The sequence below is a fragment of the Wenzhouxiangella sp. XN201 genome, assembly GCF_011008905.1.
Classification (GTDB): Bacteria; Pseudomonadota; Gammaproteobacteria; order Xanthomonadales; family Wenzhouxiangellaceae; genus Wenzhouxiangella.
Genome location: NZ_JAAIVI010000020.1, coordinates 14,369 through 26,512, shown reverse-complemented (window position 1 = coordinate 26,512; position 12,144 = coordinate 14,369). Strand labels below are relative to the sequence as shown.

The 12,144-nt window shown below is 63.3% G+C and carries 12 protein-coding genes; 7 read left to right on the top strand and 5 right to left on the bottom strand.

Going from position 1 to position 12,144, the window contains the following annotated elements; translation table 11 throughout:
* Positions 1–3 precede the first annotated feature (3 nt).
* From G4Y73_RS09580 to aceE, 3 genes are all read right to left on the bottom strand, one after another.
* Positions 4–504, bottom strand: coding sequence for a TIGR02281 family clan AA aspartic protease (locus G4Y73_RS09580; RefSeq protein WP_240451274.1), 501 nt, complete (start codon positions 502–504; stop codon positions 4–6).
* Positions 501–1,874, bottom strand: a complete 1,374-nt coding sequence (locus G4Y73_RS09575) for a dihydrolipoyllysine-residue acetyltransferase (RefSeq protein ID WP_164231422.1) — start codon at positions 1,872–1,874, stop codon at positions 501–503. The genes G4Y73_RS09580 and G4Y73_RS09575 overlap by 4 nt, the downstream gene beginning before the upstream one ends.
* Positions 1,875–2,073: 199 nt before the next feature.
* Positions 2,074–4,758 carry a pyruvate dehydrogenase (acetyl-transferring), homodimeric type gene (gene aceE, locus G4Y73_RS09570; RefSeq protein ID WP_164231421.1) on the bottom strand — a complete coding sequence of 895 codons (2,685 nt, stop codon included), beginning with the start codon at positions 4,756–4,758 and terminating at the stop codon, positions 2,074–2,076.
* Positions 4,759–4,968: 210 nt separating this feature from the next.
* Here aceE and G4Y73_RS09565 point away from each other — a divergent pair, with 210 nt between their 5' ends.
* Entirely contained in the window at positions 4,969–5,247 is a 279-nt protein-coding gene (locus G4Y73_RS09565) for a hypothetical protein (RefSeq protein WP_164231420.1), read from the top strand.
* Positions 5,248–5,251: 4 nt separating this feature from the next.
* On the opposite strand, the gene G4Y73_RS09560 is transcribed toward G4Y73_RS09565, so the two are convergent.
* Both G4Y73_RS09560 and G4Y73_RS09555 read right to left on the bottom strand, forming a co-directional pair.
* Positions 5,252–6,457, bottom strand: coding sequence for a hypothetical protein (locus G4Y73_RS09560; RefSeq protein ID WP_164231419.1), 1,206 nt, complete (start codon positions 6,455–6,457; stop codon positions 5,252–5,254).
* On the bottom strand, positions 6,457–7,311 hold the full coding sequence (locus G4Y73_RS09555) for a hypothetical protein (RefSeq protein ID WP_164231418.1): 855 nt from the start codon (positions 7,309–7,311) through the stop codon (positions 6,457–6,459). The genes G4Y73_RS09560 and G4Y73_RS09555 overlap by 1 nt, the downstream gene beginning before the upstream one ends.
* 133 nt (positions 7,312–7,444) lie before the next feature.
* On the opposite strand from G4Y73_RS09555, the gene G4Y73_RS09550 reads away from it, so the two are divergent.
* The 6 genes from G4Y73_RS09550 (at position 7,445) to G4Y73_RS09525 (ending at position 12,124) form a co-directional block, all read left to right on the top strand.
* Positions 7,445–8,071, top strand: a complete 627-nt coding sequence (locus G4Y73_RS09550; RefSeq protein WP_164231417.1) for a glutathione S-transferase family protein — start codon at positions 7,445–7,447, stop codon at positions 8,069–8,071.
* A gap of 91 nt (positions 8,072–8,162) precedes the next feature.
* Positions 8,163–9,074, top strand: a complete 912-nt coding sequence (locus G4Y73_RS09545; RefSeq protein WP_164231416.1) for an ABC transporter ATP-binding protein — start codon at positions 8,163–8,165, stop codon at positions 9,072–9,074.
* Positions 9,071–9,805, top strand: coding sequence for an ABC transporter permease (locus tag G4Y73_RS09540; RefSeq protein WP_164231415.1), 735 nt, complete (start codon positions 9,071–9,073; stop codon positions 9,803–9,805). Before G4Y73_RS09545 ends, G4Y73_RS09540 begins: the two co-directional genes overlap by 4 nt.
* A 32-nt stretch (positions 9,806–9,837) precedes the next feature.
* Positions 9,838–10,422 (top strand): DUF1579 domain-containing protein, encoded by a 585-nt coding sequence (locus G4Y73_RS09535; RefSeq protein ID WP_164231414.1) that lies wholly within the window; start codon positions 9,838–9,840, stop codon positions 10,420–10,422.
* A complete protein-coding gene (locus tag G4Y73_RS09530; protein ID WP_164231413.1) occupies positions 10,419–11,525 on the top strand; it encodes a sensor histidine kinase in 1,107 nt (368 codons plus the stop codon). Before G4Y73_RS09535 ends, G4Y73_RS09530 begins: the two co-directional genes overlap by 4 nt.
* Positions 11,522–12,124 carry a response regulator transcription factor gene (locus G4Y73_RS09525; RefSeq protein WP_164231412.1) on the top strand — a complete coding sequence of 201 codons (603 nt, stop codon included), beginning with the start codon at positions 11,522–11,524 and terminating at the stop codon, positions 12,122–12,124. Before G4Y73_RS09530 ends, G4Y73_RS09525 begins: the two co-directional genes overlap by 4 nt.
* Positions 12,125–12,144 lie beyond the last annotated feature (20 nt).

Below are 12,144 nucleotides of genomic sequence, written 5' to 3'. Positions count from 1 at the left end.
GTCTTAATTAGCCACCAGACGCAATTGCCCATCCGACTGGTTCAATTCCAGGCCACGCAGGAAACTCATGCCCAGGAGCACCGTCTCGTGGCGGCCCGGGTTGATGGCGGCGCGCACGTCACGCTGGACAATCTCGCCCAGGCGCACCTCGTCGAGCCGGGTCAGCCAGCCCTGGACAGCGCCGGCCGCCGTTTCCAGTCCAATCGGCGCCAGTCGTTCCAGGCCGAGACGGTCGGCAAGACCTTCGGGCACCGACACCAATGTGGCACCCGTATCGACCAGAAAGGTGACTTCGCGGCCATTGATCGCACCGGTGGCCACGAAATGCCCCTGGCGATCGGCCTCGAGTACCACCTCGATACCTCCGTCGACGCGCTGGCTCTGCACCTGCCGGTTGGGGTTGCCACGCTCTTCGAGCAGGCCTGAGAACACAAAGGTCAACAACAGCAGCGTACCGAGCGCCGCAACCAGCATCATGCCGAAGCCGGTGCTTCGGGTGGTCAAAGCAGCAACCGCCTCAAATCCTCGAGCTGTTCGGCCAGAAAGCGCGTGAATCGCGCTGCATCCGCACCGTCGATAACACGGTGGTCGTAGGACAGCGACAGCGGCAGCATCAGCCTGGGCTCGAACTGCTCGCCGTCCCAGACCGGTTTCATCTCTGAACGCGACACGCCCAGGATGGCCAGCTCGGGGGCATTGATGATGGGCGTGAACGCCGTGCCACCGATACCGCCCAGGCTCGAAATCGAAAAGCAGCCACCCTTCATTTCGTCACCCTTGAGCTTGCCGTCGCGTGCTCGCGTCGACAGGTCGGTCAGCTCCTGTGCCAGTTCGATCAGGCCTTTCTGATCGGCGTCGCGAATCACCGGCACCATCAGACCGTTGGGCGTATCCACCGCCACGCCGATATGGAAATAGTTCTTCCGGATCAGCGTCTTGCCATCGTTCGACAGCGAAGCGTTGAATTGCGGGAACGCCTTGAGTGCCGCCACCACGGCCTGGATCAGAAACACCAGCGGCGTCATCTTGGTGCCGGCTTCTTCGGCCTGCATCTTGCTGGCCTGGCGGAAGGCTTCCATCTCGGTGATGTCGGCTTCGTCGAATTGGGTGACGTGCGGAATCGAGACCCAGTTGCGGTGCAGGTTGGGCCCGGATATCTGCTTGATGCGCGAAAGCTTTTCTTCCTCGATTTCGCCGAACTTCGAAAAATCGATCTTCGGCGGCGCTGCAATGTTCAGCCCGGCACCGGCCCCAGTGCCACCGCCGGATTCCATCGCCTGCTTGACGTGGCCCTTGAGGTCTTCCTCGGTAATGCGCCCCTTGCGGCCTGAGCCCTCGACGCCGGACAAGTCGACACCAAGCTCACGCGCCAGCCTGCGCACCGCCGGCGAGGCATGTGGCAGTTGCGAAGGATCCTTGCCCATCCCTTCGAATGGCACAGGCGGTGCCGGGAGATCGTCGCTGCGCGACGAGGTTTCGGGTTTCCGGTTTCCGGTTTCAGGGCGGGCTTCCTCAGCCTCATCGGATGACTCAGACGTCTCGGCCTTCCCGTTGTCTTCCGACGACCCCTCTGAACCCTTTTCCTTCTCGTCCCCGGAGTCGCCATCGTCAGCAGCCTCCTCACCGTCGTCGGCCGCCACCTCGACCACGCCAATGACATCGCCTTCCCCGACTTCATCGCCCTCGGAGACCTTCAACTCGATCAGCTTGCCGGCCGCCGACGACGGCACTTCCATGGTCGCCTTGTCCGATTCGAGCGTGACCAGCGACTGCTCCTTCTCGATCTCGTCGCCTTCCGACACCAGCACCTCGATAACCGGCACCTTGTCGAAGTCACCGATATCGGGGACCTTGATTTCCTGCTTCTTGCTCATGGCGTACTCGCTAAGTGATTCAAAGCCTGTGGAACCGCAGATTTCGCAGATTGACGCAGATTGGAATTGCGAATCGACTGGATGCTCGCCGCTCGCGACTCGTTACGGCAGCCGGACAGCCGATGACGCATTCCGACTCTCTCGTTCATCGAATCTGCGCAAATCTGCGTAATCTGCGGTTTCATAAACGCTTTGCACCCTACACTGAAGTGGGCAGCGGCTTTTCGGGATCGATACTGAGCGCACTCCGGGCCTTGACCAGCTTGTCGTCATCGAACCGGCCCTGCCGATTGAGACCGACCAGCGCAGCCCAGGCGACCTGGTAGCGGTCGACTTCAAAAAAGCGGCGCAGGTTCTCGCGCGTGTCCGAACGGCCGTAGCCGTCGGTACCGAGCACGATGTAGTCGTCCTGGGGCACGAACTCGCGCACCTGGTCGGCGAAGGCGCGCACGTAATCAGTAGCCGCCACCGCCGGCCCGTTTCGGTCCTTGAGCAGGCCGGTAATATAGGGTGTTTTCGGCGACTCGTCGGGTTTGAGCCGGTTGCGCCGGCTGACTGCCTGGCCTTCGCGGCGCACCTCGTTGAAGCTGGTTACCGACCAGATATCGGACGCGACGCCGTAGTCGTCCTTCAGGATATCGGCCGCGGCAATCACTTCGCGCAGGATGGAACCCGAACCCATCAGCTGAACCACCGGCTTTTCCCAGTCCCGATTCCCGAGTCCCGAGTCCCGCAACAGATACATCCCCTTGCGGATACCGTCCTCGGCGCCTTCGGGCATCTCCGGGTGCTGGTAGTTTTCGTTGAGCACGGTGATGTAGTAATAGACATCCTCGCCGTCGGCGTACATCCGCCTGAGGCCATCTTGCAGGATCACCGCAAGCTCGTAGGCGAAAGTCGGGTCGTACGACACGCAGTTGGGAATCAGGCCCGCCTGGACCTGGCTGTGGCCGTCTTCGTGCTGCAGACCCTCGCCGTTGAGCGTGGTCCGACCCGAGGTGCCGCCAATCAGGAAACCGCGCGCACGCATGTCGCCGGCCGCCCAGGCCAGGTCGCCGATGCGCTGGAAACCAAACATCGAGTAGAACGCGTAGAACGGAATCATCGGCACACCGGACGAGGCATAACTGGTCGCCGCGGCGATCCAGGAGCTCATCGAACCGGCCTCGGTGATGCCTTCCTGCAACACCTGGCCCTCCTTCGCTTCCTTGTAGTAGGCCAGCTGGTCGGAGTCGACCGGTTCGTAGAGCTGGCCGAAGGGCGCGTAGATACCGATCTGGCGGAACAGGCCCTCCATGCCGAAGGTGCGCGCTTCATCGCAGATGATCGGTACCACGTGGTCCTTGATCTTCTTGTCGCGCAGCAATACGGCCAGGCAGCGCACGAAAGCCATGGTGGTCGAAATCTCGCGCTCGCCGGTCGACTCGAGCATCTTGGAAAATGCATCGAGTTCGGGCACCGCCAGTGCTTCGTATTCAATCTTGCGCTGTGGCAGGAATCCGCCCAGTTCTTCCCGGCGCTTTTTCATGTAACGGACTTCTTCGGAGTCCTCGCCCGGATGGTAGTAGGGCACGTCCGAGAGCTTTTCGTCAGCCACCGGAACATTGAAACGGTCGCGGAAGTACTTCACGCCCTCGTCGTCGAGCTTTTTCTGCTGGTGCGAAATATTCTGGCCCTCGCCCGACTGGCCCAGACCGTAGCCCTTGATGGTCTTGGCCAGGATGACCGTGGGACGGCCCTCATGGTTGGTGGCGGCATGGTAGGCCGAGTAAATCTTGTGCGGATCGTGACCGCCGCGGTTGAGCCGCCAGATGTCCTCGTCGGACAGGTCGGCGACCATCTCCTTCAATTCGTCATAGGCGCCGAAGAAGTGCTCGCGCACGTAAGCGCCGTCGTTGGCCTTGTACTTCTGATAGTCGCCGTCAACGGCCTCTTCCATGCGCCTTCTCAACAGGCCCTTGGTGTCGCGTGCCAGCAACGGGTCCCAGTAGGATCCCCAGATCACCTTGACCACGTTCCAGCCCGCGCCCCGGAAATAGCCCTCCAGTTCCTGGATGATCTTGCCGTTACCCCGCACCGGCCCATCGAGACGCTGCAGGTTGCAGTTGACCACGAACACCAGGTTGTCGAGTTTCTCTCGGCCAGCCAGCGAAAGCGCACCGAGCGATTCCGGCTCGTCCATCTCGCCGTCGCCGAGAAAGCTCCAGACCTTGCGCTTGCCGGCGTCGGTGATGCCGCGGTTGGTCAGGTACTTGAGAAAACGTGCCTGGTAGATCGACATGATGGGACCCAAGCCCATCGACACGGTCGGGAACTGCCAGAAGTCCGGCATCAGCCAGGGATGCGGATAGGAACTGATGCCCTCACCATCGACCTCCTGGCGGAAACCGTCGAGTTGTTCCTCGGTCATCCGGCCCTCGAGGAAGGCGCGTGCATAGATGCCTGGCGAGGAATGGCCCTGAATGTAGACCAGGTCGCCGCCGTCCTCGTGATCGGGCCCCTTGAAGAAGTGGTTGAATCCGACGTCATAAAGCGTCGCGGCCGACGCAAAACTGGCGATATGACCGCCCAGCTCGCCGCCGCGGCGCGCGGCGCGCACGACCATGGCCATGGCGTTCCAGCGGATGATCGAACGGATACGCCGTTCCATCGCTCCGTCGCCGGGCATGTTCGGCTCGCGATGCGGCGGAATCGTATTGATGTAAGCGGTGGTCAGGTCAAACGGCAGGTGCGCCCCTGACCGACGGGCCAGCTCGACCAGGCGCTCGAGGATGAAGTGCGCCCGCTCCGGGCCGTCGCGATCGACGACCGCCGCCAGTGACTCCAGCCACTCCTGGGTCTCGTGCGAATCGATGTCGTCGGGATGCGGATACTGTTGCACCATGCCGGTTCTCTCCAGGACCAGATTCAGAATTCGGACCGGCTATTGTACCGACTGCCTACAGCCCTGTCCGAACTGGGAACTTGAACGAAATCACCATACTACGGCGCATGGTGAAGCGACCGCCGTCGTCATGTGAGCGAATTGCCGACACGGTGCAACCTTTTGCGCTCCGTGGACGTCTTAAGATCAAAATCGGCAAGGAGCCGAATCATGCGCATCATTCTCGTCGTCGTTCTCGTGGTGCTTTTCACCGCTGCCAGCGTTCGTATCGATGGCGTCTGGCCTCCGGCATCGATCTATCACGAGGCCGAGCAGGTTGCACGGCAGGCGGGTTCACCCGGCCTGATTGCCCTGGCACTGCTGAGAGAGCTGGTTCTCGAACAACAAGGAACCAGCCGTATACCAAAAGCTCCCCGGGCGCCCTCGACAGCCCGGTTCATTGCCGACAGTCACCCGGATGCAGCGCCTTCAAGACGCGAGTGCGGATAATCGTTCAATCGGCCGCCATGTTCGAGTAGAACGACCGGGTGCGCTCGAACAAATGGTCCAGCCGCAGGATATAGCGACCCTCCCCCACTGCGTGCAGCTCAAATGGATGAACGGCGTCCTCGGAAAGACTGTTCCAATATTCCGGAATATCCAGATCGCTCAGGTCGAGGGCCGGGTGGCGTGCGTCGAGCGGCTGGAATCGGCCGGGGGCATCGACAAGGTATTCGACCAGTACCGGATCCTCGCCGGTCAAGGCAAGAAAGCGCGCGGTAAGCGGATGGGCCAACAGGGCAACGGTGATGCCCAGCAGCAGCGCGACCACGGTTCTTTCCCGGGCAGGCGCCGCTCTGGACAGCATTGCGGCAAGCGCGAAAACCGTGCAGCCACCGAACGCCAGCACGCCGTAGTTCGGCGACCACAGCGCGCGAATCGGCGGCAGAACGGTGAAATGCAGGGCCACGGCCACCCCAAGCACGCACATCAACGCCAACATGATGGCCAGCGATGGAAAGGACAAAAGATCGACCGGCACCTCGCCTTCCGTTTCGGTCTGGTCGGCCTTGGGCCTGTTCAGGCCCCAGCGCCTACGAAAGCCGAGCGGGCGATACTCGACCGGAATGTCGCGCTGCTCGAGATGCCGGATGAGCGGGTGGGTCTCGGTTAGTCGATGCAGGCGCTTGCCCGGACGCAGAGCCATGATGTCGGGTCGTTCCAGCGGCTCGTCGAGCGGCTCCCAGTTCAGCAGCGCCAGGTCGTAGCGCCCGCCCTCGCTTTCGAGGGTCAGGGTTGTGAAGAACCAGCTTTGCAGCCGGTGAGACCTGGGACCGGGACGCTGAACGATGGCCTTGTCGATGCCCGACCAGGACAATTGCCAATCGTGGCGCAGCCATCCCGGACCATGTTGGCGGTGCGGTGAACAGCGAATTCCATCGGAATCAGTCACCAGCCAGGCGTCGCGCGCCATCGACGCGATCCGGACCATCATGAGCGCCAGCAAAACGATTCCGATCACCACCAGCGCCACGGCCCAGGGCGGTTGTGCCCGAAGGTCCTCGAGGATGGTTTCGGCCAGGCTGGCGTCGGAGGCCAACGTGGCCAGAATCAACAGGGACACCAGAGAAGCCGCTACGACCCACAAGCCGCGACGCGTGTTGACCGGGCTGAGCCGATAGCGAAACCGGGTTGGCAGCACACCACTCGAGACAGCCATTACTTCCCGCTCAGACTCCAGGCGTCCAGCCACTCTACGCGCTCGAGTTCGAAGCCGTACTCGGCGGTCAGGCGCCGGTGAAAGTCGGGCAAATGACCGGCGCCGTAGAAGAGCGCCAGATCTCGGGCGCCTTTGTCCAGTTCTCGCTTGAGCACCGACAGGGCCTTGCGATTACGCTCGGTAATCAGCACCGACCCGTCCTCATCGGCCAGTACCTCGAGAACATGAGCCTGGTCGACCAGGGACTCGGCCATCATGCGCTTGAGCGCCATCTGTCGATCCCTGGCAAACATTACTTTCAGAAGCTGCGCTTGCTGCGCGGCGGGGTCCTGGGTTACCGAAGAAACTGCCCATAACTGCAAGAACGTGCCCATCCAGGATTCCTCCCGGCGCTTCATGCTGTCGCTGAACTCCGCCGGCGTCATGTCGGCGTGCACGAAGTTGCGGCGATCGTAATCGATTTCCTCGAGTTGGAAGGCCAGGCCCAGGGCGTCCTTCATGCCGCCCTGGAGCAGGCCGACCAGATTCAGCCCGATACTGGCCGGAGGCCCGCCCGTGCCGCCTGGATCGCCCACCATCTCGTAGAGCACCACGTCGTAGTTGTCGAATCGATCCTGCAGACCCTCGAAATACCCGCGATCAGCCACATGGACGGCACCGACGAGATCAAGCGTGCGCCCCCGACCATCCCGATAGTGTGCCAACGCCACCTGCAGGGCCCGGGGCTTGGCGCCGTCACCTTCGGTCAGGCGCATGAAACTGTCGGGAACTTCACCCAACGCAAGCGCAGGCCAGATCAGCAGCAAGAAGAACGGCACTGGCCAGTAACGTGAATGTCGAATCGTGCGCTTCATCGAGAACAACCCAAGCGGAGTAGCACTCCACTATAGCGACGGGCGCCAGTAACGCCAAGCATGCCCATGGTCACTGTTGCGCGAATGCGGTAATCGGTATAGTTCAAAACCGAGCCCAATGACAGGATCCGCCATGAGCCCGGCAATCACCTTCTACACCAACCCGATGTCGCGCGGCGGCATCGTCCACTGGATGCTCGAGGAAATCGGCGAGCCCTACGACATGCAGGTCATCGAGTACGGACCGGCCATGAAGTCCGACGACTACCTGCGTATCAACCCCATGGGCAAAGTGCCGGCAATCGTGCATGACGGAAGAATCGTCACCGAGGTCGCCGCCATATGCGCCTATCTGGCCGACGCCTTTCCCGACGCCAACCTGGCCCCGCCGCGAGCCGAGCGGGCCGACTATTACCGCTGGCTGTTCTTCGCCGCCGGGCCGCTGGAGGCCGCCGTGGGCGCCAAGGCCTGCGGGCTCGAGCCGACCGAGAAGCAGCAGGCCATGCTGGGGTTCGGCTCACTGGACAGAACGCTCGACACACTGGCCGGCGCGGTTCGCGATCGTCGCTACATCGCCGGTGAACACTTCAGCGCCGCCGACGTCTACGTGGGCTCGCAGATCGGCTGGGGCATGCAGTTCGGGACGATCGACGAACGCCCGGAGTTCGTGGCTTACTGGACCGGCCTCAAGGACCGTCCCGGCCGACTCGTGGCCGAGCGCTTCATGCAGGAAGCCATGCAGAAAGCCGGCATGACGTGACAATTGTCATAAGCGATTCCTGAGGGCCGTCACTGGGCCGAGGGCGTCGGCTTGTCCACACTGTCTCTGACAATGGATCGGAGAGACCAATATGGACAAGCCAGTGGTTGCCGAATGCTCGGCGCTGCATCATCAATACGGAACGACGCCGGCGCTGGCCGGCATCGACCTGGCGCTCCGCGGCGGCCGGGTCACCGCCCTGCTCGGCCCCAACGGTGCCGGCAAGACCACGCTGATTCACCTGCTGCTGGGCGTACTACCGATTCAGCAAGGACGGATCGAACTGTTCGGATCACTGGTGCCGGGACAACGCGGGGCGCAACAGCGCATCGGCGTCATGCTGCAATCCAAGGGTGTGCAGGGCAACCTGACCGTGGCGGAGTTATTGGCCCTGTTCGCCAGCTTTTATCCCGAGCCGGACTCGCAGATCGGCTTGCTTGATGAACTCGGCCTGGCCGACCTGGCTGACCGGCGTTTCGACCGCCTGTCGGGCGGCCAGAAGCAGCGCGTGCTGTTCGCCCTGGCCGTCATCGGCCGGCCGGACTGGCTGATCCTCGATGAACCGACCACCGGCCTCGATCCGGGTGCGCGTCGCATCCTGTGGCGCGCCATCGAATCGCGACGACGAGCCGGCGTCTCCATTCTGCTTTGCACGCACTTCATGGACGAGGCGCAGAAGCTCGCCGACTACGTAATCGTGCTCGACCACGGACGCATTCTCGATCAGGGCACGCCCGACGAAGTACGTCGGCGCGTACCCAGCGACCGCATCCGGGTGCGCACGGCGCTGAAGCCTGAACGGATTCGGACCATGCCGGCCGTGCAGAACGTGACCACCAGCGACGAACGGACCGAAATCCTGAGTCGGAACGGCACCGAAACCGTTCGCGCACTACTGGCCGCTGACGCGTCCCTCGACGAGCTGGAAGTCGCCGGTGCCGACCTGGAAGCCGCCTTCCTCGCCCTGACCTGTATCGACGCCGATGAGCAGGAGGCCGCATGATCGCCGCCAACCCTTCCGCCCAGCTTATCCGCGCACAATGGCTCAACCTGCTGCGCACCCCGGCCTACACCCTGCCGACCCTGCTTTTCCCGGTGATGTTCTACGTCTTCTTCGGCCTGCTCATGCTGCGCGGCCAGTCGCTGTGGCTGCTGTGCACCTTTGCCACGTTCGGCATCATGGGTGCGGCCCTTTTCTCCTTCGGTGTCAGCATTGCCACCGAACGCGCCCAGGGCTGGCTGCTGCTGCTGCGGGCCTCGCCTGCGCCGGTGTCGGCTGTTATCGCCGGCAAGGCCTTTGGCGCCATTGTCTTCGCGATCATCATTGTGGTCACCCTGAGCACGCTGGCTGCCGGCTTCGCCGATGTGCGCCTGGAAAGCTGGCAGTGGCTGGGCCTGGCCGCAATCCTCACCGTCGGCGCCCTGCCTTTCTGCCTGATGGGACTGGCGCTCGGCTTGTGGCTCGGCCCCAACGCCGCCCCCGCGGTTCTCAATATCGTGTACCTGCCGATGGGCTTCCTGTCCGGCCTGTGGATTCCGTCCACGATGTTCCCGGGCTGGCTGCAGGCCGTGGCCGAGTGGCTGCCGCCCTACCACCTGGCCGCGCTGGCGCTCGACATCACCGGTGTCAAAGCCGCGGACTGGGGACATTCGCTGGGCGTACTCGGCCTCTTCGGACTGGTCTTCGCGCTGCTTACCGCCCGGGGCTGGCAACGCCTGGACGGCGTGTCCTGACCCTACACACCGATTACTCCGGAGGACCCCCAATGAAATCCCAACCATCACTCAATATCGCCATCGCTGTCCTGCTGATCGTCGTATCCCTGGCATCCCTTGCCAATGGAAACCCTGCCGGTGCACCGGAACAGAAGCTGCACGCCATGAGCCGCCTGCACGACTGGGTCGGGCTGTGGCAGGGCAGCGGATGGGCCATGACCGGCCCGGACCAGCGCGAATCGTTCGAGATCACCGAGCAGGTCAGCCGGAAACTCGACGGATCGGTTTTGCTGGTCGAGGGACGGGGCACGAGCACCGGCGAGGACGGACTCGAGTACGTCACGCACGAGGCGCTCGGCGTGGTCTACTACGACAGCGCGGCACGGCGCTACAATTTCCAGACGCATGATCTTCGCGGCCGGTCCAACGAGGTCGAGCTCGAAGTGGAAGATGGCGGCGTCATGCGCTGGTCCTTCCAGGACGAAGATTCGGGGTCGCTGCTGCAATTCGAGATCCGCATCGATGACGATACCTGGCACGAAACCGGCCGCGTTTCGCCCGACGGCGGCCACCACTGGTACCCCATGCTGGACATGACACTGAAGCGACAATCCGTACCGGACGAGGAAAAATGACCCTGCGCCGGCACCTGCAGCAGGTTCACGAACGACTGGTTCCGCCGGAATCCGCCCAGGGCTGGACCGCGTACCTGTGGCTGGTGTATTTCGTATTCTTTTTCGTCGAGTGGTATTTCCGGCCCGTCGGCCCGCTCGAGCTGGGCCTCGGCCTGGCAACCGTCGCGGTCTTTCTGGTGCTCTACTTCAGCGCTTTTCGCCGCGTCGGGGGCGCCGCCCTCTTGCACATCCTGGCGATGGCGGCCCTGGCCGCTGCATGGAGTTTCACCAATGCCGGCGCCAGCGTGCTGTTCATCTATGCTGCGGCCTTCGCCCACCTGGTCGGCCCGCCCCGGCGCGCCGTCTGGGTCGTGCTCGGCATCGCCGCGACCGCCGCGGTGATCGCACCACTGGCCCGACCCGAACCCTTCTACTGGATGCCGGGCGTGTTCATCAGCATCATGATCGGCATGGCCAACATCTTCTTTTCCGAGCAGGGTCGCAAGAACGCCGAACTCAAACTCGGCCAGGCCGAGATCAAGCGCCTGGCCCGGGTCGCCGAACGTGAGCGTATTGCCCGCGACCTGCACGATGTGCTCGGCCACACCCTGTCGGTGATCGCCGTCAAGAGCGAACTGGCCGAGCGACTGGTCGATCGCGATCCGGACCGCTCACGCGAGGAAATCCGCGCCATGGGCGAAAGTGCCCGCGAGGCGCTGGCCGACGTGCGCAAGGCAATCAGCGGTTACCAGCAGCAGACCCTGGACGAGACGCTCGAGCACATGTGCCTGAGCCTGCGCGCTGCCGACATCGACCCCCAGATCGACGTTGATGCGAATCTCGAACTCCCCACCCGCACACAGGGCATGCTGTCACTGGTGATTCGCGAAGCCGTGACCAATATCATCCGTCACTCCGGCGCGCGTCGCTGTCAGCTCACGCTAGCGCCGGTGGGCAATGATGTGCGACTGGCCATCAGCGACGATGGCGGCGGCCGCATCCGCATGGACGGCAACGGCATCCAGGGCATGCGCGCGCGCATCGAATCCCTGGGCGGCACCTTGAGCATCGGTTCACACGGTCCTTCCAGCCTGGTGGCCAACGTTCCCCGGGAGGCTGCATGATCCGGATCGTGCTGGCAGAAGACCAGACCCTGCTGCTGGGCGCGCTTGCCTCGCTGCTCGAGCTGGAAGATGACATTGAAGTTGCCGGGCGTGCTGCCAACGGCGACGAGGCCCGACGCCTGATCGAAGTCGAACGGCCCGACCTGCTGCTGACCGACATCGAGATGCCCGGGTCCACCGGGCTGGACCTGGCCGAATGGGTTCGCAGCAAAGCCCCGCACACGGCCGTGGCAATTCTTACGACTTTCGCGCGGCCCGGCTATTTGCGGCGCGCGCTGGAAGCCGGCGTTCGCGGCTACCTGCTCAAGGAGACGCCGGCCGAGCAACTGGCCGATTCAATCCGACGCATTCATGCAGGCCAGCGGGTGATCGACCCGGAACTGGCCCTGACCGCCTTCGACAGCCAGGACCCCCTGACCGACCGCGAACGCCAGGTCCTCAAGCTGGCCGGCGAGGGTCTGGGCAATGCCGAAATCAGCCGGCGTCTGCACCTGGCCGAAGGCACCGTCCGCAACTACCTATCCGAGGCGATCGGCAAGTTGCAGGCTGACAACCGCATCGAGGCCTACCGTATCGCCCGTGACCAGGGTTGGCTCTAGCCGCGAGGCATGGCTCCGCC

Coding starts and splice junctions, on each gene's coding strand:
- G4Y73_RS09575 (WP_164231422.1), bottom strand. CDS start 1,874: ATGAGCAAGAAGCAGGAAATCAAGGTCCCCGATATCGGTGACTTCGAC.
- aceE (WP_164231421.1), bottom strand. CDS start 4,758: ATGGTGCAACAGTATCCGCATCCCGACGACATCGATTCGCACGAGACC.
- G4Y73_RS09565 (WP_164231420.1), top strand. CDS start 4,969: ATGCGCATCATTCTCGTCGTCGTTCTCGTGGTGCTTTTCACCGCTGCC.
- G4Y73_RS09560 (WP_164231419.1), bottom strand. CDS start 6,457: ATGGCTGTCTCGAGTGGTGTGCTGCCAACCCGGTTTCGCTATCGGCTC.
- G4Y73_RS09555 (WP_164231418.1), bottom strand. CDS start 7,311: ATGAAGCGCACGATTCGACATTCACGTTACTGGCCAGTGCCGTTCTTC.
- G4Y73_RS09550 (WP_164231417.1), top strand. CDS start 7,445: ATGAGCCCGGCAATCACCTTCTACACCAACCCGATGTCGCGCGGCGGC.
- G4Y73_RS09545 (WP_164231416.1), top strand. CDS start 8,163: ATGGACAAGCCAGTGGTTGCCGAATGCTCGGCGCTGCATCATCAATAC.
- G4Y73_RS09540 (WP_164231415.1), top strand. CDS start 9,071: ATGATCGCCGCCAACCCTTCCGCCCAGCTTATCCGCGCACAATGGCTC.
- G4Y73_RS09535 (WP_164231414.1), top strand. CDS start 9,838: ATGAAATCCCAACCATCACTCAATATCGCCATCGCTGTCCTGCTGATC.
- G4Y73_RS09530 (WP_164231413.1), top strand. CDS start 10,419: ATGACCCTGCGCCGGCACCTGCAGCAGGTTCACGAACGACTGGTTCCG.
- G4Y73_RS09525 (WP_164231412.1), top strand. CDS start 11,522: ATGATCCGGATCGTGCTGGCAGAAGACCAGACCCTGCTGCTGGGCGCG.